General features: G+C 72.3%; 19 protein-coding genes. 13 read left to right on the top strand and 6 right to left on the bottom strand.

The genetic code is table 11. The features are described from left to right. Positions 1-10: 10 nt before the first annotated feature. Positions 11-598, bottom strand: coding sequence for a TetR/AcrR family transcriptional regulator (locus FH610_RS27335; protein ID WP_205826102.1), 588 nt, complete (start codon positions 596-598; stop codon positions 11-13). Between the two features lie 321 nt (positions 599-919). Between FH610_RS27335 and FH610_RS27330 the strand changes: the two genes are divergently transcribed. Continuing rightward, complete coding sequence (locus FH610_RS27330) at positions 920-1684, top strand: SDR family NAD(P)-dependent oxidoreductase (protein WP_139577755.1); 765 nt, start codon at positions 920-922, stop codon at positions 1682-1684. A gap of 106 nt (positions 1685-1790) precedes the next feature. On the opposite strand, the gene FH610_RS27325 is transcribed toward FH610_RS27330, so the two are convergent. Beyond that, positions 1791-2375, bottom strand: a complete 585-nt coding sequence (locus FH610_RS27325; RefSeq protein ID WP_139577754.1) for a DJ-1/PfpI family protein — start codon at positions 2373-2375, stop codon at positions 1791-1793. A 178-nt stretch (positions 2376-2553) separates the two neighbouring features. On the opposite strand from FH610_RS27325, the gene FH610_RS27320 reads away from it, so the two are divergent. Together FH610_RS27320 and FH610_RS45315 are read left to right on the top strand one after the other, a co-directional pair. Beyond that, a complete protein-coding gene (locus FH610_RS27320) occupies positions 2554-3216 on the top strand; it encodes a hypothetical protein (protein WP_139577753.1) in 663 nt (220 codons plus the stop codon). 363 nt (positions 3217-3579) lie between these two features. After that, on the top strand, positions 3580-3705 hold the full coding sequence (locus tag FH610_RS45315) for a hypothetical protein (RefSeq protein ID WP_256862831.1): 126 nt from the start codon (positions 3580-3582) through the stop codon (positions 3703-3705). Between the two features lie 285 nt (positions 3706-3990). Here FH610_RS45315 and FH610_RS27315 read toward each other — a convergent pair whose 3' ends face one another. After that, on the bottom strand, positions 3991-4185 hold the full coding sequence (locus FH610_RS27315) for a CsbD family protein (RefSeq protein WP_139577752.1): 195 nt from the start codon (positions 4183-4185) through the stop codon (positions 3991-3993). A 190-nt stretch (positions 4186-4375) separates the two neighbouring features. On the opposite strand from FH610_RS27315, the gene FH610_RS27310 reads away from it, so the two are divergent. Together FH610_RS27310 and FH610_RS27305 are read left to right on the top strand one after the other, a co-directional pair. Next, on the top strand, positions 4376-4852 hold the full coding sequence (locus tag FH610_RS27310; protein ID WP_079316576.1) for an SPW repeat protein: 477 nt from the start codon (positions 4376-4378) through the stop codon (positions 4850-4852). A 193-nt stretch (positions 4853-5045) separates the two neighbouring features. Next, on the top strand, positions 5046-6008 hold the full coding sequence (locus tag FH610_RS27305) for a glutathione S-transferase family protein (protein WP_139577751.1): 963 nt from the start codon (positions 5046-5048) through the stop codon (positions 6006-6008). Between the two features lies 1 nt (position 6009). Here the strand turns inward: FH610_RS27305 and FH610_RS27300 are convergent, their stop codons facing one another. Beyond that, complete coding sequence (locus FH610_RS27300) at positions 6010-7182, bottom strand: aminotransferase class V-fold PLP-dependent enzyme (protein ID WP_240809218.1); 1173 nt, start codon at positions 7180-7182, stop codon at positions 6010-6012. 213 nt (positions 7183-7395) lie between these two features. On the opposite strand from FH610_RS27300, the gene FH610_RS27295 reads away from it, so the two are divergent. The 3 genes from FH610_RS27295 (at position 7396) to FH610_RS27285 (ending at position 9625) form a co-directional block, all read left to right on the top strand. Then, a complete protein-coding gene (locus FH610_RS27295; RefSeq protein WP_139577749.1) occupies positions 7396-7704 on the top strand; it encodes a helix-turn-helix transcriptional regulator in 309 nt (102 codons plus the stop codon). Positions 7705-7870: 166 nt separating this feature from the next. Beyond that, positions 7871-8839: a TerC family protein gene (locus tag FH610_RS27290; RefSeq protein WP_139577748.1), complete on the top strand. Its 969-nt coding sequence runs from the start codon at positions 7871-7873 to the stop codon at positions 8837-8839. Between the two features lie 138 nt (positions 8840-8977). Then, positions 8978-9625, top strand: a complete 648-nt coding sequence (locus tag FH610_RS27285; RefSeq protein WP_139577747.1) for a 4'-phosphopantetheinyl transferase family protein — start codon at positions 8978-8980, stop codon at positions 9623-9625. 68 nt (positions 9626-9693) lie between these two features. Here FH610_RS27285 and FH610_RS27280 read toward each other — a convergent pair whose 3' ends face one another. Then, entirely contained in the window at positions 9694-10620 is a 927-nt protein-coding gene (locus FH610_RS27280; RefSeq protein WP_139577746.1) for an SDR family oxidoreductase, read from the bottom strand. 121 nt (positions 10621-10741) lie between these two features. Here FH610_RS27280 and FH610_RS27275 point away from each other — a divergent pair, with 121 nt between their 5' ends. Further along, positions 10742-11308 (top strand): TetR/AcrR family transcriptional regulator, encoded by a 567-nt coding sequence (locus tag FH610_RS27275; protein WP_139577745.1) that lies wholly within the window; start codon positions 10742-10744, stop codon positions 11306-11308. Between the two features lie 82 nt (positions 11309-11390). Here FH610_RS27275 and FH610_RS27270 read toward each other — a convergent pair whose 3' ends face one another. Beyond that, complete coding sequence (locus tag FH610_RS27270) at positions 11391-12557, bottom strand: erythromycin esterase family protein (protein WP_240809217.1); 1167 nt, start codon at positions 12555-12557, stop codon at positions 11391-11393. 90 nt (positions 12558-12647) lie between these two features. On the opposite strand from FH610_RS27270, the gene FH610_RS27265 reads away from it, so the two are divergent. The 4 genes from FH610_RS27265 to FH610_RS27250 all read left to right on the top strand — a co-directional run bounded on the left by FH610_RS27265 (position 12648) and on the right by FH610_RS27250 (position 18459). Beyond that, on the top strand, positions 12648-13331 hold the full coding sequence (locus tag FH610_RS27265; RefSeq protein WP_139577743.1) for a TioE family transcriptional regulator: 684 nt from the start codon (positions 12648-12650) through the stop codon (positions 13329-13331). Positions 13332-13544: 213 nt separating this feature from the next. Continuing rightward, positions 13545-14477, top strand: coding sequence for an SMP-30/gluconolactonase/LRE family protein (locus FH610_RS27260; protein ID WP_139577742.1), 933 nt, complete (start codon positions 13545-13547; stop codon positions 14475-14477). Between the two features lie 79 nt (positions 14478-14556). Beyond that, a complete protein-coding gene (locus FH610_RS27255) occupies positions 14557-15570 on the top strand; it encodes a zinc-dependent alcohol dehydrogenase (protein ID WP_139577741.1) in 1014 nt (337 codons plus the stop codon). Positions 15571-15609: 39 nt separating this feature from the next. Beyond that, the gene (locus tag FH610_RS27250; RefSeq protein ID WP_139577740.1) at positions 15610-18459 is read left to right on the top strand and encodes an FAD-binding and (Fe-S)-binding domain-containing protein; all 2850 of its coding nucleotides are present in this window, start codon (positions 15610-15612) and stop codon (positions 18457-18459) included. Positions 18460-18575: the final 116 nt, after the last annotated feature.

Genomic DNA, 18575 nt, shown 5'->3' with positions numbered 1-18575 from the left:
CAGGTGCCGTTCAGCTCGTCACGATGCCGTGCAGGAGCAGGTCGATGAGCCTTGTGGCGAGGCCGGGTTCCTGCTCGGCGCCGGCCATGTAGCTGATGCCGCCGAGCGCCATCAGGACGTCCTGGGGCTTCGCCTGTTCCCGCATGGCCCCTTGGCTCCTCCCGGCAGCGAGAAGGCGTTCCACTGCTTGGACGAGGGCGGCGCGGGTCTGCAGCCGCTCGCTGTCGTCGGTCAGCACCACGCGGAGGGCGCCGGCCATGCCGTGCTTGGCGGCCATGAAGTCGATGAAGCGCTCCATCCACGTCCGTAGCGCGTCCACCGGGGGCAGCGAGGCCGCGAGCTCGGGCGCCGCCTCGCACAGGAGCCGCACTTCGTGCCGGTACACCGCCTCGATCAGCAGTTCCTTGGACGGGAACCGGCGGTAGAGCGTGCCGACACCCACGCCGGCCTCGCGGGCGACGTCCTTGACCGAGGCGTCGGCTCCGTCGCGGGCGAAGACGGCTGCCGCGGCCTTGAGCAGCCGGTCTTCGTTGCGCTTCGCGTCGGCTCGCAGCGGCCTGTGCCGCCGTGCGGCGCCGTCCTCGCCGTTGTCGGCCAATCCCAGCCCTTTCTCTCACGCTTGAAACCGGAACCAGTTCCGGTTATGGTTCAACCGGAACCGGTTCCGGATACGAGGCTATCGCGGCTTCGGGCTTCTCCGCGAGCGGCCGTACTCGGCCGTCCACCGGCGGACGTCACGCGCCGCTCCTCACCCCCGCCGGCACGGGGTGAGCTCCGGCGGGCCCGAGCAGGAAGCACTTTCCACAGCAGGCGGCACGGCGGCGACACACTCGCCGGGCCCTCTCGAGGTTCACAGCCGCGGACGGCCGCAGCTCGGGGCCCGCGAAGGCCACGACCACGACATCTGGAGGAAGACGACATGACCGGACGACTACGGAAGACGGTGGCGCTGGTGACCGGCGCCGGCAGCGGAATCGGCGAGGCGACCGCCCGCGGCCTCGCCGCGGAGGGCGCGGCCGTCGCCGTCCTCGGGCGGCGACGCGGCAGGCTGGAGGAGCTCGCGGACAAGGTCCGGGCCGACGGCGGCACCGCCCTCGTCGTGGAGGCCGACATCACCGACCGGCGGCAGGCCGCAGCGGCGGTGGAAAGCGTGGTGACCAAGCTCGGCCGCCTGGACACCCTCGTCAACAACGCCGGTTTCATGGGCGTGGGGCAGGCTGCGGATTCCCCGCTCGAGGAGTGGGATCACATGCTCGCGGTCAATGTCCAGGGCCTGCTGTACACCACCCATGCCGCCCTGCCGCACCTCCTCCGCGCCGCGGAGGACTCCCCGCGGAAGGTGGCGGACCTGGTCAACATCAGTTCCACGGCAGGCCGGGTCGCCCGGCCCGGGACGGCCGTCTACAACCTGACGAAGTTCGGCGTCAACGGGTTCACCGAGGCCCTGCGGCAGGAGGTCGTGGGGAAGGGCCTCCGGGTGAGCGTGGTCGAGCCCGGCACGGTGGACACCGAGCTGAGCTCCCACCTCCGCGACGGCGTGCGACAGGCCGTAGAGCGCCAGATCGAGAACATCGAGTTGCTGCGTCCGGAGGACATCGCCGACGCCGTCTCCTACATCGTCACCCGGGACCGTCGAGTCGCCGTCAACGAGATCCTCGTGCGCGCCGGCGAGCAGACCTGGTGACAGACCGCACACCTGCTGCTCGGCGTCTCCCCGGCGACCGCGGCCGTATCCAGTGCGCACGCCGTATGCCCTGGCACTGCCGGGGGGCGCTCGTCCGGCCGGGTGATCACACGGGGGGCTCGGGGTCGTACTGCATGTGCCGGCGCACCTCGCGGGCCCGCTCGACCCCCGCGAGCCGTGCCACCAGGTGGAGCGCCATGTCGATGCCCGCCGACACCCCGGACGAGGTGACGACGTCGCCGTCGTCGACGAAGCGCTCCTCGCGCCGGACGTCGATGGTCGGGTCCAGCTCGGCGAGCAGGTCGAGGGCGCCCCAATGCGTGGTCGCCGGGCGGCCCGCCAGCAGCCCGGCCGCGGCGAGGACGAGGGACCCGGTGCAGACGCTGGTCATCAGGGGCACGCGTCCGCGCAGGTCCCGCACCCAGGCGAGGTGGTCCGGGTCCTTGAGCTGGGGACGGGTCCCGGCGCCGCCCGGGTGCAGGAAGACGTCCAGGTGGCCGACGTCGGCCGCCGACCTGTCGGCATGGAGCGTCAGCCCCTTGGACGCCCGTACGGCTCCCGCCCGCGGCGCGAACGCGACGACCTCCGCCTCGTCCGGGAACAGTTTCGTCCACACGCCGAAGACCTCCCACGGGCCCACCGCGTCCAGTTCCTCCACCCGGTCGAACAGCAAGATCCCTATCCGTGTCATGCCCGCCATCCTCGCGCAGGGGCGTACGGAGACGAAAGCACCGGCAAAAGTGGGCAAATAGTCGCTATCAGCACCAGCAACCACAGGGGGCTCGATAGAGGATAGAAAGGTCATTTTCCCGAAGCTCTCGCGGATCGGGCAGAGATCCGCGTCGGGGACACGTCATCGGGGAGGATCCATGACCACGACCGAGGCGACGCCGGGCACGACCACGGCAGGCACGACTGCCGGCACGGCCACGACCGGCACGACGACCGCCCGGGGCCGGGCGACCCGTGCCCGGACGACCACGCCGCCCACACCCACGCCCACTCCGGCTCCGCCCACCGGCCCGGGCATGGAGATGAAGGAGGAGCACCGGCCCCAGCTGGACCTGAACCTGCCGTTCCTGCGGCTCCAGCTACGGGCGCCCGAGATGCACCTGCCGCACGTGGGCATGCCGCACATCAGCGGACGTGACGTCGGGCACGCCATGGACGTCGCCCGCACGTTCCTTCCGCCGCCCGAGCGGATCATGTACTACGGCGGTCTCGGCGCACTGGCCGCGCTCGGCATCCTGGAGTGGCCGGTGGCGGCGGCGATCGGCGCGGGAACGATGATCGCCCAGCGCGCCAGGGGCCGTGAGCAGCGCTGGTCGCCCCTCGGCGGCGCGCAGAGGGAGACCCGCGGGGCGCCCACACCGGGGACGCCCGCCACCGGAGCCGGAGCCATGCAGGAGCCCGCGACGCCGACGACAGGGCGGGCGGCCGGGAGGAGAACCAGCACGGCCAAGGGCGAGGCGAAGACCCCCGCCACCACCGGCACCACCACCGCCCGGCGCACCAGGGCCGGCGCCAAGTAACGCGGGGCGCCTCGCGCGGGTCCGCGAACCGGCGGCACCGCGCGATCGGCGCGCGCCCGGCGACATCCGCGCCCGGCGGCATCCGGCGGGCGATGTGCGGGGATCACTGTGCGGGGACCACTGTGCGGCGACCACGGGCACGGGAGCGGTGCGGGGCCGGCGCGTGAGTCGCGTGGCCCGGGGCACGCCCACGGCCACCCGGGGGGCGAATCATGATCGGGGACATGGCAGGGGACGCATGATCAGGACGCGTATCCGCAACGGTCACCGACCGTTCACCGAACGGTAACCTTAACTACGCCGTTTTGGGAGGTTGATGCGTCACTCTTCCATAGAAGCCGATTTGTCCTAATGAGGTGTGAAGTGTCTGAGTTCCTCGCCGCCGTACTCTCCCGGGCGGCCATCATGGTCCTGGAGGCGCTGCTCGTGCGTCTCGTCCAGGCTCTTGTGACGTCGACCTTCCGCGTCCGGCTGCCGCACGCGGCCTGACCGGCGGGCGTCTTTCGTCATCGCGGGCCGGAGCCGCCGGCCCGGAACCAACGGCTCTCCCCGAGACGACCGTTGCGTCAGGTGAACAGTCAGTGAACAGCCCGGTGAACGCGGAAGCCGGCTCCTCGCGGAGCCGGCCGCTCTCCACACCATCAATGGGGACGGGAGCGCCGGGCGATCGTGCCCGGCTCGGCGGCCCCTCGCCCCCCGGCGACGGCCACCGGCCCGTCCGACCGGGCCCTTTGCGGCCTGTCACCTCCCGCGGGATCGTCGTCCCCGCGCGGGTCAGTCCTTGAAGGCGTCCTTCACCTTGCCGGCGGCGTCCTTGACCTTCTCGCCGGCCTGCTTCATGTGGCTCTCGGACTGGTCGGCCCGGCCCTCGGCCTCCAGGCTCTCGTCGTCGGTGATCCTGCCGAGCCCCTCCTTGGCCTTGCCGGCGACCTCTTCCGACTTGTTGCGGAACTTGTCCTCCGTGCTCATCCGGACGCTCCTCTCGGTTCCAGAAGCTGACGAACTCCCTCTTTCCGCTGGTGAAGGGGCTAAACGCCGCTCGACGTGTCGCCGCTCACACCCCGCAAACACAATCCCACCAAAACGGGAAAAAGTGACGAACCGGGCGTACGCTAGGAATAAGGACTACAGCACACACCTCTGAAGGGTGGTGTGACGTATGACACACGGCGCCGACATCGGGACGCATCCCGACATCATGCAGATGCGCGCTCGCTACGAGGCCGCCGCGGCGAATCCCGCCGCGCAGCTCGCCGACGGTCTCACGCTCCTGAGCGGCCTGTATCTAGCGCTCTCGCCGTGGATCGTCGGATTCAGCGGCACGCGAACTCCGCTTGCCGTGAACAACCTGATCACGGGCCTCGCTGTGGCGCTCCTGGCGATGGGGTACAGCTCGGCGTTCGGGCGCACCTACGGAATCTCCTGGGTCGCCCCGCTGCTCGGTATCTGGACCATCATCGCCCCCTGGGTGATCCGCGGGGGCATGGCGACCACCGCGACGATCATCAGCAACGTGGTCGTGGGCGCGCTCATCCTGCTCTTCGGCCTGGCGACCATGCGGTTCGGCATGATGGAGCGCGGGCAGCCCGGCGGCTTCCGCACGACGGGATCGGCGCACATGGGACCGGCCCACTGACCGGACTCCGGCCTCCGGCTGGCGGCGCCCCGCCCCGCGCCGGCCACGCGGCGCGCAGGCGCGGCACCGCCGTCCCGGGCCCGGGACCACCGTCCCGAGGCGGTCGACGCCGGCGGTCGACGCCACGCCATGGCGGTCGTGTCACCGGCTCCCGTTACGCTCGTCTCGTCGGAGACGAGAGGACGGTGGCGGCGTGACGACAACGGCCCCCGTCGCGAGTCCGGTGGACTTCGCGACCTACGGCGACTACACGATCAAAGCGGCCACCCGGCCGGACGGGTCGTTCGAGCGGCCCCTGTACCGCTTCCGCGACCGCGTGACGGCCGACGGGAGCGGCGGATATCGCGCCGAGCCCGGCCGGTATCACCTGTACGTGTCGCTGGCCTGCCCGTGGGCCCACCGCTCGGTCATCGTCCGGGCGCTCCTCGGCCTGGAGGACGTGGTGTCGATGTCCGTGGTCGATCCCGTGCGCGACGGTCGCGGGTGGGCGTTCCGCGAGGGCCCCGGCCACGGCCCCGACGAGCTGAACGGCTTCACGCTGCTGCGAGAGGCGTACGAGGCGACCGAGCCCGGCTACGACGGCCACGTGTCGGTGCCCGTCCTGTGGGACCGGCGCACCCGCCGGATCGTCAGCAACAACTTCCCCGACATCAGCCTCGACCTGGGTCAGGCGTTCGCGCGGTGGGCCAGGCCGGGGATCGACCTCTACCCGGAGGACCTGCGGGGCGACATCGACGTGCTCAACGAGCGCGTGTACGCCGACGTCAACAACGGCGTGTACAAGTGCGGCTTCGCCGAGAGCCAGGAGGCGTACGACGCGGCCGTGACGACGTTGTTCGCGGCGCTCGACGAGCTCGAGGAGCGCCTGGGCGGCGGCCGCTACCTGTTCGGCGACCGGCTCACCGAGGCGGACGTCCGCCTGTGGGTCACGCTGGCCCGCTTCGACGCGGTCTACGTGACCCACTTCAAGGCGAACCTCCGCCGCCTGTCCGACTACCCCAACCTCTGGCGCTACGCCCGCGACCTCTACGCGAACCCGGCCTTCGGCGGCACGACGAACTTCGCCCACATCAAACGGCACTACTACGGCACCCACCCGAAGATCAACCCCCTGCGCATCGTGCCCGCGGGGCCGGTCATCGACTGGAGTCTGTAGCTCAGGCGGAGGGCAGGGCCTCGCACAGCCGGTCCAGCTCGTCCTCGGTGTTGTAGTAGTGCACCGAGGACCGCACGAGCGAGGGCAGCGCCCGGGCCTCGAAGTCCCATCGGGCGGAGTACGCCGCGGACACCGAGACGTTGACCTTCGCGGCCGACAGCCGGGCGGCCACGTCCCGGCTGTCGTGCCCGTCCACGGTGAACGTCACGATGCCGCACCGCCGCGCGCCCCGGTCGTGCACGGTCACCCCGGGGATCGCGGCCAGCCGCCCGCGCAGCGCCCCGGCGAGGCCGGTCACCCGCTCCTCGATGGCGTCGAGCCCGAGGCTCAGCGCGTAGTCGGCCGCCACACCGAGGCCGATCTTGCCGGCCACATAGCCCTCCCAGTTCTCGAACCGCCGGGCGTCGCCGCGCACCTCGTAGGAGTCCGCGGAGGTCCAGGTGGCGGCGTGCAGGTCGAGGAACGGCGGCTCCAGGCGGTCGAGCATCCGCCGCGAGCAGTACAGGAACCCGGTGCCACGCGGCCCGCGCAGGAACTTGCGGCCGGTCGCCGACAACAGGTCGCAGCCGATCTCCCGGACGTCGACCCGCGACTGCCCGATCGACTGGCAGGCGTCCAGCAGGAACGTCACCCCCGCCTCCCGTGCCACGGCGCCGATTTCTGCCGCCGGGTTGACCAGGCCGCCCTGGGTCGGCACGTGGGTGACGGCGATCAGCTTGACCCGCTCGTCGATCATGTCTCGCAGCGCCTCGACGGACAGGGCGCCGCTCTCGTCGTCGGGCACCACCTCGACCCGCACATCGTGCCGCCTGGCGGTCTGCAGGAAGGCGATCGCGTTGCTGGCGTACTCGGCGCGCGAGGTGAGGATACGGTCGCCCGGCTTCCACGGCAGGGAGTAGAAGGCCATGTCCCAGGCGCGGGTGGCGTTCTCGACGAGGGCGATCTCGTCGCGGTCCGCGCCGACGAGCTCGGCCAGCGCGTCGTAGGTCCGCTCCGACCGGTCGAGGGCGGCGGCGGCCGCCTCGTAGCCGCCGACGCGCTCCTCCAGGCGCAGGTGGTCCACCACGGCGTCGGTCACCTGCCGCGGCGGCAGGGACGAACCGGCGTTGTTGAAGTGGACGACGTGCTCGCATCCCGGCGTGTCCGCCCGCACCCGTCCGACGTCGATGGTCACGTGAAGCCTCCCAGAAGATCCCGAAAGCCCCATTCTGCCCGGCCTGCGACTCACTCCTCCGTGTGCACGTGCTCCTCGCCGGGCCGGGCGGCACCCGTACGGCCACGCTCGGCGCGGTTCGCCGGCCGCGCTCCTGTCCCTCGCGACCTGGGCGGGTACGGCGGCGGGGTGGCCCGATCTGGGTTTCGCGAATCCGCCATCGCATAATGAGGTATGAGCACCTCCTCCCCCGCGGGCGGCTGGACGTTCCTCACCAACCACGCGCACGTGCTGCTCGCGCTGTCCCGCGATCCCGACGCGCGGCTGCGGGACGTCGCCGAGTCGGTCGGGATCACCGAGCGGGCGGCCCAGACGATCGTCTCCGACCTGGAGGCGGCAGGCTACCTGCGCCGTGAGCGCGTGGGGCGGCGCAACCACTACACGATCAACCCGCTGGCCCCGTTCCGCCACCCGGTCGAGCGGCACCGGCACATCGGCGAGCTCCTCGAACTGTTCGGGGCGGCGGTTGACGCACGAAGTTGATTTCGTGAATACTTGAACACAGTTCGAGGGGGAGTACCCGGCTTCCTCAGCGTCGTCATCACGGCCGCCGTCGTAGGGCGTCCCGGCGCGAGGGTCACCGCTGGCGGTGGCACGGGGAGACCGTCGGCCTGCCGAGCCCGCCCATGCGGCGGTGAGGAGGTTGACGATGTCTGTGCCCCTGTGGGTCTGGGCCGCGGTTCTGGCGGTCATCCTCGCCATGCTCGCCGTGGACCTGTTCGCCCATCGCCGGGCCCACGTGGTGGGCGTCCGCGAGGCGCTGGCCTGGTCGGGGGTGTGGATCGCGCTGGGCCTCGGCTTCGGGGCCGTGGTCTGGCTCGCCTGGGGGCCGGAGGCCGGCGGGGAGTACCTGGCCGGTTATCTCATCGAGAAGTCCCTGGCCGTCGACAACGTCTTCGTGATCGCGCTGCTGTTCTCGTTCTTCGCGGTCCCCCGCGAACTGCAGCACCGCGTGCTGTTCTTCGGTGTGCTCGGCGCGCTGGTCTTCCGTGCGGCCTTCATCGGCGCGGGCGCCGTCCTGCTCGACCGATTCCACTGGATCCTGTATGTCTTCGGGGCGTTCCTGCTCTACACCGGCGTGAAGATGGCCAGGCATTCGGCGATCGAGGTGCACCCCGACCGCAACCCGGTGCTGCGCGCGATGCGCCGGCTCATCCCCGTCACCGACTCCTACCAGGGCCAGCGGTTCCTCGTGCGGCAGGACGCGGACGGGCGGCCGGGCCGCCGGTGGGCCGCGACGCCGCTGCTGGCCGTCCTGGTCGCGGTGGAGACCAGCGACATCGTCTTCGCGGTCGACTCGATCCCGGCGATCTTCGCCGTCACCTCCGAGCCGTTCCTCGTCTTCACCTCCAACGCGTTCGCGATCCTGGGGCTGCGCGCGATGTACTTCCTGCTGGCCGGGGCCATGCACCGGTTCGGCTATCTGCGGTACGGCCTGGCGGCGATCCTCGTGTTCGTCGGCGCGAAGATGCTCCTGGCGGACGTGTACAAGATCCCCGTATGGCTGTCGCTCGCGGTCATCTGCGCCTGCCTCGTGGTCTCCGTGGGCGCGAGCGAATACAGGAACCGCCGCGAGGAGCCCTCAGGGAAGAACCTGACCGCCCGGGATCGCCAATAGCGAGGGCCCGCCCTCTCGATCGGTCCCGCACGCTCGTACGGCCGCCGGAATCGATCTTCCGCTGCCGCGCGGACATCTGTACTCTCCACACATGGCCGCGTCGGTGGAGGGGATGTTCGCGGCGCCGGGGACGGCCGCATGATCGACGAGATCCTCCCCCCGTGGGTGGCGTCGGCCGAGAAGTTCGGCGACGTGCCGGAGGAGACGCTGTTCCCGGAGGAGAGGCCGCTCATCGCGCGGGCCGTCGACCGGCGGCGGCGCGAGTTCGTCACCGGACGCCACTGCGCCCGGCTCGCGCTGGCCCGGATCGGCGTCGGGCCGGTGCCGATCCCGCGCGGCGAGCGGGGCGCGCCCGTCTGGCCCGCCGGCACGGTCGGCAGCATCACGCACTGCTCGGGCTATCGCGCGGCGGCCGTCGCCTCCGCGGACGTCGCGCGCGCGGTCGGGATCGACGCGGAACCGCACGAACCCCTTCCGGAGGAGGTCCTTTCCACGATCGCCTCACGCGAGGAGATCGCCGCCCTCCGGGCGATGGGCGACGCGGACGGCGAGGTCTGCTGGGACAGGATCCTGTTCAGCGCCAAGGAGTCGGTCTACAAGGTGTGGTTCCCGCTGACCGGCCGCTGGCTCGACTTCACCGGGGCGGTCGTGGACATCGAGCCCTCGGGCACGTTCCGCGCACGGCTCCTGGTCGCCGACCCGGCCATCGCGACGAACACCCTGCCGGGGCGGTGGGTGGTGAGCGACGGGCACATCGCGACCTCCATCGCCCTGCCCCGTCCCTGACGATCCCGCACCGGCGCGCCCGCCGGTCACCGCTCGCCGGTCACCGCTCGCCGGTCACCGCTCGCCGGTCACCCTGCGCGGAAGTAGTGGCCCTTTTCGAGGTCGTCGATCAGCCCCGGTTGGACCGGCTGCCAGCCCAGCAGTTCACGGGTCAGCGCGCTCGACGCCGGGGCGTCGATCCCGATCATGCCGCCCAGCCAGGAGAAGTGCTCGCTCGCCTCCTCGCGGGGGATCGAGACCACCGGCAGACCGAGGTGGCGGCCGATCACCTCGGCGACGGCGCGGATCGGCACGCCCTCGTCGGTGACCGCGTGCAGCACCGATCCCGCCGGGGCCTTCTCCAGCGCGAGGCGGAACAGGTGCGCGGCGTCGAGCCGGTGCACACCGGGCCAGCGATTGGACCCGTCGCCGACGTGACCGGAGACGCCCCTGTCGCGGGCGATGCCGACCAGTGCCGCCATGAAGCCGTGGTCTCCCTCGCCGTACACGGTCGGGGGCAGGCGCAGCACCGACGAGCGGACGCCGTGGGAGGCGAGGTCGAGCGTCCTCAGCGCGGTGGCCTGCCGGGCCTGCGGGCCGCCGTCGTGCGCCCCGGCGGAGCCGGAATCACGCCCGTCCCTTTCGGTCGCCACCCGTCCCTGTGTCAGCCCGAGGAGGCCGGAGGCGAGGACGAACGGCCGGTCAGAGCCCGCCAGCACCTCGCCGAACGTCTCGACGGCTCGACGATCCGCGTCGGCGGCGCCCTGGAAGTCACCGGTGAAGGCGATGTCGTGCTTGAACGCGAGGTGGATCACGCCGTCCGACTCCGCGGCCGCGCTCCGCAGGGTGTCGAGATCGTCGATGGTGCCGCGGCACACCCGCGCCCCGGCCCTGGTGAGTGCGGCGGCCGAGGCGTCGGACCGCGCCAGGCCGACGACCTCGTGCCCCGCGCCGATGAGTTCGGGGACGACGGCGGAGCCGATCCAGCCGGACGCGCCGGTGACGAACACGCGCATGACGTACTCCAAATGGTCGATTGCCCTCCGCGCCGGGTCACCCCGAGCGGGCGGCGATGTCAGTGACTGTCATCAACGTAGCACTGATGTCAGCGACTGTCATCAGGGTAGGATCCGAGGCATGGGTCGATGGGAGCCGAACGCGCGCGGCCGTCTCGAGCAGGCGGCGATCGAGCTCTACATCGAACGCGGATACGAGCAGACGACCGTGGCGGAGATCGCCAAGCGGGCGGGGCTGACGGAGCGCACGTTCTTCCGGCACTTCGCCGACAAGCGCGAGGTGCTGTTCTGGGGCTCGGGAACACTGCGGGATCACCTCGTGAACGCCGTCGCCGCCGCGCCGGACTCCGCCGCGCCGATCGACGCGATAGCCGGAGCCGTCGAGAGCGTCGGCGCCGTGTTCCAGGAGCGCCGCGAGAGCGCCCGGCAGCGGCAGACCGTCATCGCCGCCAACGCCGAACTCCGGGAACGGGAGCTGATCAAGCTCGCGTCGCTGTCCGCGGCGCTCGCCGACACGCTGCGGCGGCGCGGCGTCGCGGACCCGGCCGCGAGCCTGGCCGCCGAGACGGGCATCGCCGTCTTCAAGATCGCGTTCGAACAGTGGATCAGTGACCCCGGCGAGCCGGATATGTCGCAGATCGTCCGAGAGTCGTTCGACGAGCTGAAGGCCGTTACGGCGGGCAGGTGACGTGCCGCCCCGGTGAGGGGCGGCACGGATGGGTGTTTGATGCGCGTGCACGCCGGCCGGGCCTGACACGCACGCACTTCCGTCAACCCGGCGTGACAACCCGCCTGAGGAAGACGACGCCGTCGATCATGCCGAGCTGGGCCGGGTCCAGCGGGAAATAGGCGAAATCGCGGGAGACGCGCGGGACGGGCTCCGTGACGGCCTCGGCCAGGCGGCGGGCGTCGACGAGGGAGTGCTCCCACGGGAGCGTGGACAGGATGCCCTCCACGGTGTCCGGGGGCGGGGTGTCGTCGCCGGCCGTGCCGAAGGCCGAGGCCAGGAAGGCGTACCGGTCGCCCAGGTGCGTCGCGGTGATGGCCCCCGCGCTCCACCACTCCAGCTGCTGGTCGCCGAACGGCATCACGCTCTTGTTCCGCTGCAGGTGGAGGTTGCTCGCGAAGACCAGGGCCGGGCCGTGCCCGGCGACGGCACGCAGGTTGGCGGCCATCATCGCGTCCCGCAGGGCCGACAGCCGGGTCCACCGTGCCGGGGACGCGTCGGCCATCCAGTAGTGGTAGCGGAGCAGGCCGACGGCGGTGCGTGCGTACAGTGCCGCCCGCTCCCCGTCCTCCGTGCTCAGCTGCGGCGCCTGCGTCTCGAGCAGCGCCACCAGGTCGTCGGCGATCAGCCGCAGCCGCTGGGCGTCGGCGGACCGGCCGATCGACTGGGACGGATCCATGGCCGCGGCCTCGTTCGACCACCGGTCGTCCTGGCCCAGCAGAGCGTCGAGGGCTTCCCCGGTCACCACGGTGCCGGGGAGCGGGCCGTCGAGGAGGGCGTAGAGGGCGGTGAGCGCCTGGCGCGGGCTCGCCGCCCAATACTCGAGCGGGCCGTCGAACCCGAAGAACCGGAGCTTCTCGTCATGCTCCTCGTTGTACGCCCGCATCCAGCGCACGAGCTCGCGGTTGGCCGGTGACGCGCCGAAGCCGTGGCTGAAGCCGCGTTCCATGACGTCGTCGAGGGTGCCCGCGCCCGTCGTGATGTAGTCGTCCACCACGAGGCCCTTGAGACAGTCGCTCTCGATGGCGAACGACCGGTAACCCTCGTGCTCGACCAGATGCCGGAAGATCTCGTTGCGCACCTCGCCCAGCTCCCCCACGAAGTGCCTGGCCTCGCCCAGGCCGAGCAGCAGGGGCCGGGCGGGAAGCGACCCGAGGAACGCCGAGACTCCCGCGCCGTCGAGCGGCCGGGCCGTGTCCTTGATATCCATACCTTTGACGGTATCGTTGAACATTCGGTGTAAACTTTTCCCCGAAAACCCCTCTCTCACCGCGACGGACCTTCAATCGGTGATGCATCCATGAGGCCAGTGGACCTGGCGCGCGAGCACGGCCTGTCCACCCAGGCGATCAGGAACTACGAGGACGCCGGCATCCTGCCCGCCGCCGGACGCACCGACCACGGCTACCGCACCTACACGCCGCTGCACGCGCAGGCCCTGCGCGCGTTCCTCGCCCTCGTGCCCGGGCACGGTCACCAGACGGCCACGTCGATCATGCAGGCGGTCAACCGGGGCGCCATCGAGGACGCGCTGCGGCTCGTCGACGAGAGCCACGCCCGGCTCCTCGACGACCGCCGCACCCTCCAGACCGTCGAGGCCGCGCTCCGCGATCTGGCGCCCGTGCCGCAGGAACGCGGCGACACGTTCATCGGCCCCCTGGCCAGGCGGCTCGGCCTGCGCCCCGCCACGCTGCGCAAATGGGAGAACGCCGGGCTGGTCCGGCCGCGCCGCGATCCGCAGACGGGCTATCGGATCTACGGCGCGGCCGACGTACGCGACGTCCGGCTGGCCCACCAGCTCAGGCGGGGCGGCTATCTGCTGGAGCAGATCGCCCCGCTGATCGCTCAGGTCCGCTCCGCCGGAGGGGTCGCCCCGCTGGAGTCGACCCTGCGCGACTGGCAGGCCCGCCTGTCCGCCCGGGGCCGCGCCATGCTCAAGGGCGCCGCCGACCTGGACGCGTACCTCCGCGCCCGCGACCTCTGAAGACGACGCGGTGGCACACCGCTGGTGCGACTCGCGGGACACGCGGTGGCCGCTGGAGCCGGCGAGGAAGCCGAACCCACGGTGAGGACCTTTTCTCCCGCCCGAAATCGGCTCTAGTATCCGGAACATGACCACGCTTCCGCTCGCCCCGCCGCGGGCGGTTCCCGACGGCCTGCCGTCCATCCGTGCGGTCCCCGCCGGACAGGAGATGCCATGACCAGGCAGTTCACCGCCACCCAGGCATCCGGCGAGGTGTACGCCCTCGGCGAGGGCCCCGTGTGGGATCCCGCCAGGCAGCGCCTTCTGTGGGTGGACATCGACGCGGGGGCGGTGCACGAGGGACGGCTCGACCCCGCGACCGGCGCCGTCGCCGCCACCACTGCGCACACCTTCGGCGGCACGGTGGGGGGCACAGCGGGCAACACGGTAGGCAACACCGTGGGCAACACCGTGGGCGCGGTCGCCGTCTCCGCCGGCGGAGAGCTCGTCGTCGCCGAGCGCGAGGTCCTCACCCTGGTCGACACCGCAGGCCGCCGCACCGAGCTCGCCCGGGTGCTGCCTCCCGGCGTGCCGAGCAGGCTCAACGACGGCGCCGTGGACCCGGCCGGGCGCTTCCTGATCGGCAGCATGGCGCTGGACGACCGGGAGGGCCAGGAGGTGCTGGTCCGCCTCGACGGCACGGCCTGCGTCCGCCTCGACGACGACCTGACCCTGTCGAACGGCCTGGCCTGGAGCCCCGCGGGCGACCGCATGTACAGCATCGACAGCACCCCGCACGTGGTGTGGGAGCGCGACTACGACCCCGCCACAGGACGGACCGGGCCGCGGCGGGAGCTGTTCAGGCTCGCCGACGGCATGCCCGACGGGATGTGCGCCGACGCCGAGGGCAACCTGTGGATCGCGGTGTTCGGCGGCGGCCGGGTGGAGTGCCGCGATCCCGGCGGGCGCCTGCTCGCCACGGTCGAGGTCGGCGCGCCCAACGTCACCTGCCCCGCCTTCGCCGGACCCGATCTCGACGTCCTCGTCATCACCACGTCCGCCAGTGGCGTCGATCCGGCCGAACACCCGGGGTCCGGGCACCTGTTCACCGCCCAAGTGGGCGTACGCGGCCTGGCGACGCCCTACTGGGTGCCGCCTCGATCATGAGCCCCGATCCCCGTCAAGGAGACAGGACCTTGCCCCTCACCCGCATCGGCGCCCTCGCGCCCCTCCCCTTCTCCCGGTAGTGCGGGCACTGGTCGTCACCGGCCCCGGCAGGGCCGAGGTCGCGGACCTCGAGCCGCCGGTCGCGGCGCCCGGGCAGGTGGTCGTCGACGTCGAGCGGGTCGGCGTCTGCGGCACCGACGTGGAGCTGTTCACCGGCGAGATGAGCTATCTGCACTCCGGCCACGCCTGGTATCCGCTGCGCCCCGGCCACGAGTGGTGCGGCGTCGTCACGGCGCTCGGGGAGGGCGTCGACCCCCGCTGGCTGGGCCGCCGCGTCACCGGCGACACCCAGCTCGGCTGCGGGCGCTGCCGCCTCTGCGGCGACGGACTGCACCACGTCTGTCCCGACCGGGCCGAGATCGGCATTCGCAAGGGCTTCCCCGGGGCGCTCGCCGAGCGGCTCGCCGTACCGGCGTGGGCGCTGCACGCGCTGCCCGAGACGATCGACGCGACGATGGGCGCGCTGGTCGAACCCGGCGGCAACGCCCTGCGTGCGGTGCGCGGCGCCGCCCTGCAATCAGGTGATCGGCTGCTGGTGCTGGGCACGGGCACGATCGGCCTGCTCGTCGCGCTGCTCGCACGGGCGCGGGGCGCGCAGGTGCATCTGATGGGCCGAGACGAGCCCGCCCTCCTCCTGGCCCGCGACCTCGGCTTCGCGGGCGCGTGGACCCGGGCGTCACTGCCGTCCCTGCCATGGGACGCCGTGGTCGACGCGTCCAACGCGGCGGACCTGCCGGCGCTCGCGCTCGACCTGGTCAGGCCCGCGGGCCGGGTAGTCTATATCGGTCTCGCCGGGTCCCCCAGCCGCATCGACACCCGCGACCTCGTGTTCAGGGACGTCACCGCCGTCGGCGTGCTCAGCGGATCGGCCGGTCTGGCCGGGACCATCGAGGCGTACGCGGACGGGTCGGTCGACGCCCGCCCGCTCGTGGCCGCCACCGTCGGCCTGGACGACGCCGCCGGCGTGCTGGCGGGGCACCGCCCGGCCGGCGCGGGTCCGGGCCCGAAGATCCACATCGACCCTCGGCGATAGAGGGGGCGCATCGCGCCTCCGGACGGAAGCGTTGAGATCATGAGCCTTACCGATGCCGGAACCCTTGCAGAACCGCGACGGCCGGCGCCGTCCGACCCCGCCGTACTGGCGGCCGTGGAGGCCGCCGTCCCGGGGATCACCCGTGCGCGGGCGAGCGACCGGCTCGGCATGGCGCACGACGCCTCACACTACCTGCTGACCCCGCAGGCCGTCGTGGTGCCGGAAAGCGCCGCGCAGGTGGCGGCGCTGATGCGGGCCGGACTGCCGCTGACCTTCCGCTCCGGCGGCACCAGCCTGTCCGGGCAGGGCGTCACCAGCCACCTGCTGGTCGACACCCGCAGGCACTTCAGAGGCATCGAGGTCCTCGACAACGGCGAGCGGGTGCGGGTGCAGCCCGGGGCCGTGCTGCGGCAGGTCAACGCCCGCCTCGCGGCCTACGGCCGCAGGCTGGGCCCCGACCCGGCCAGTGAGTCGGCGTGCACGATCGGCGGGGTGGTGGCCAACAACTCCAGCGGGATGACCTGCGGCACCCACGCCAACACCTACCGGACGCTGGAGTCGATGGTCCTGGTGCTGCCCAGCGGCACTGTGATCGACACCGGCGCGCCCGACGCCGACGCCCGGCTGCGCGCCCTCGAACCCGCCCTGGCCGAGGGCCTGGAGCGGCTGCGCGACCGCATCCGCGGCAACCCCGAATCGGTACGCCGGATCACGGCGCAGTTCGCCATCAAGAACACCATGGGCTACGGCCTGAACAGCTTCCTCGACCACGACAGCCCGGCGCAGATCCTCGCCCACCTGGTCGTCGGCAGCGAGGGCACCCTCGGTTTCGTCGCCGAGGCGGTGCTGCGCACCGTGCCGGCGCACCGCCTCGCCGCGACCGGCCTGCTGGTCTTCTCCTCGCTACGGGAGGCGATGGCCGCCACGCCCGAGCTGGTCGCGGCCGGCCCCGCCGCCGTCGAGCTGCTCGACGCCGAGTCACTGCGGGTGGCCCGGCTCGACCCGCAGGCCGACGACGTCCTGCGGACGCTGGAGGTGCGCGATCACGCGGCGCTGCTGGTGGAGTGGCAGGAGCCCGACCCCGAACCGCTCACCGCACGCGAGCGGGAGGCCGAGCGGGTGTTCACCCGGCTGAACCTCGCCGCCCCCGCCCGGCTCAGCGGGGACAGCGCCGGCCGGGCGGCCCTGTGGCGCATCCGCAAGAACCTGTACGCCGCGGTCGCCGGGGCTCGGCCCAGCGGCACGACGGCGTTGCTGGAGGACGTGGCCGTCCCCGTGCCCGCCCTGGCGGATCTCTGCGACGACCTGGCCGAGCTGTTCGCGAAGCACAGGTACGAGCGCAGCGTGATCTTCGGGCACGCCAAGGACGGCAACCTGCACTTCATGCTGAACGAGCACTTCGGCACCGACCTCGACCGCTACGCCGACTTCACCGAGGAGATGGTCGCCGCCGTGCTCGACCGCGGCGGCACGCTCAAGGCCGAGCACGGCACCGGACGGGTCATGGCCCCCTTCGTGCGCCGCCAGTACGGCGACGAACTGTACGAGGTGATGCGGGAGATCAAACGGCTGTGCGACCCGGCCGGCACTCTCAATCCCGGCGTCGTGCTCACCGACGACCCGAAGGCGCACCTGCGCGACCTCAAGACCGTCGTCAGCGTAGAGCCCGAGGTCGATCGGTGCGTGGAGTGCGGCTACTGCGAGCCGGTCTGTCCCAGCCGCGACCTCACCACCACCCCGCGCCAGCGCATCGTGCTGCGCCGCGAGATCGCCGCGGCCGAGGCGGCCGGCGACCACGCGCTCGCCCGGCAGCTCACCGAGGAGTACGACTACGACGCCCTCGACACCTGCGCCGTGGACGGCATGTGCGCCACCGCCTGCCCGGTGCTGATCAACACCGGTGACCTCACCAAGCGCCTGCGCGGCGGTCGTCACGGGCGCCCGGCGCGGGCGGGCTGGAAAACCGCCGCGAAGCACTGGGGCGCGGTGACCCGGGCGATGGACCTCGCGATGGACGCGGCCGCCGCGGCCCCGGCCGGGCTCGCCGAGGGAGCGAGCCGGGCCGCCCGCGCCGTCGGCGACCCCGACACCGTCCCCCAGTGGAGCCGTGACCTGCCGCGCGGCGGCACGCCCCGCCGCCCCGCGCCGCGTCACCAGGCCGACGCGGTGTACGTGCCCTCGTGCCTCAACACCATGTTCGCCCCCGCCGACGGCGGGCCCGGCGTCATGGCCGCGGTACGGCGGCTCGCCGAGCGGGCCGGCCTGCGCCTGCACGTGCCGGAGGGCGTCGGGGGCCTGTGCTGCGGCACGCCGTGGTCCTCCAAGGGCTTCGACGAGGGCTACGAGGTGATGCGCCGCCGGGTGCGGGAGACGCTCCTGTCGGCGACCGACGGCGGCCGGCTTCCGGTCGTCAGCGACGCCGCCTCCTGCACGGAAGGGTTCGAACGGCTGACCGCCGCGGGATCCGAGCGGCCCAAGGCGGCCACCCCCGCCGTCCGGGTGCTCGACGCCGTGACCTTCGTGGCCGAACACGTCCTGCCGCGGCTGCCGCAGCCGCCGGAGGACCGCAGGCTGACCTCGCTCGCCCTGCATCCGACCTGCTCGTCCGTCCGGCTCGGCCTCGACGCCGCCGTCGCCAGGGTGGCCGAGGCGGTGGCGAAGGAGGTCGTCGTTCCGGACGGCTGGCAGTGCTGCGCCTTCGCCGGCGACCGGGGGCTGCTGCACCCGGAACTGACCGCCTCGGCCACCCGCGCCGAGGCCGCCTCGGTGGCCGAGGGCGGCTTCGCCGCCCACGCGTCGGTCAACCGCACATGCGAGATCGGCATGACCCGCGCCACCGGAAAGACCTACCACCACCTGCTCGAACTTCTCGACGAGGTCACCGCCTGAAGGACGCCGAGCAGGCCGGTTACGGCGCGGGAATTCCGAGGCTCGGCAAGCCGCCAGATAACGAGTTCCCAGCGATTATGACGGGGTGTGAAGCGGCGATCATGGTCCTGGCAGGA

This window comes from Microbispora catharanthi, from assembly GCF_006334915.2.
GTDB classification, from domain to species: domain Bacteria; phylum Actinomycetota; class Actinomycetes; order Streptosporangiales; family Streptosporangiaceae; genus Microbispora; species Microbispora catharanthi.
The sequence above is the reverse complement of the archived record's forward strand: the minus strand, read 5'-3'. Positions and strand labels throughout refer to the sequence as shown.

Excerpts from the sequence above, each read along its gene's own strand:
- FH610_RS27330 (WP_139577755.1), top strand. The coding sequence starts at position 920 with ATGACCGGACGACTACGGAAGACGGTGGCGCTGGTGACCGGCGCCGGC.
- FH610_RS27325 (WP_139577754.1), bottom strand. The coding sequence starts at position 2,375 with ATGACACGGATAGGGATCTTGCTGTTCGACCGGGTGGAGGAACTGGAC.
- FH610_RS27320 (WP_139577753.1), top strand. The coding sequence starts at position 2,554 with ATGACCACGACCGAGGCGACGCCGGGCACGACCACGGCAGGCACGACT.
- FH610_RS27315 (WP_139577752.1), bottom strand. The coding sequence starts at position 4,185 with ATGAGCACGGAGGACAAGTTCCGCAACAAGTCGGAAGAGGTCGCCGGC.
- FH610_RS27310 (WP_079316576.1), top strand. The coding sequence starts at position 4,376 with ATGACACACGGCGCCGACATCGGGACGCATCCCGACATCATGCAGATG.
- FH610_RS27295 (WP_139577749.1), top strand. The coding sequence starts at position 7,396 with ATGAGCACCTCCTCCCCCGCGGGCGGCTGGACGTTCCTCACCAACCAC.
- FH610_RS27290 (WP_139577748.1), top strand. The coding sequence starts at position 7,871 with ATGTCTGTGCCCCTGTGGGTCTGGGCCGCGGTTCTGGCGGTCATCCTC.
- FH610_RS27285 (WP_139577747.1), top strand. The coding sequence starts at position 8,978 with ATGATCGACGAGATCCTCCCCCCGTGGGTGGCGTCGGCCGAGAAGTTC.
- FH610_RS27280 (WP_139577746.1), bottom strand. The coding sequence starts at position 10,620 with ATGCGCGTGTTCGTCACCGGCGCGTCCGGCTGGATCGGCTCCGCCGTC.
- FH610_RS27275 (WP_139577745.1), top strand. The coding sequence starts at position 10,742 with ATGGGTCGATGGGAGCCGAACGCGCGCGGCCGTCTCGAGCAGGCGGCG.
- FH610_RS27270 (WP_240809217.1), bottom strand. The coding sequence starts at position 12,557 with ATGGATATCAAGGACACGGCCCGGCCGCTCGACGGCGCGGGAGTCTCG.
- FH610_RS27265 (WP_139577743.1), top strand. The coding sequence starts at position 12,648 with ATGAGGCCAGTGGACCTGGCGCGCGAGCACGGCCTGTCCACCCAGGCG.
- FH610_RS27260 (WP_139577742.1), top strand. The coding sequence starts at position 13,545 with ATGACCAGGCAGTTCACCGCCACCCAGGCATCCGGCGAGGTGTACGCC.
- FH610_RS27250 (WP_139577740.1), top strand. The coding sequence starts at position 15,610 with ATGAGCCTTACCGATGCCGGAACCCTTGCAGAACCGCGACGGCCGGCG.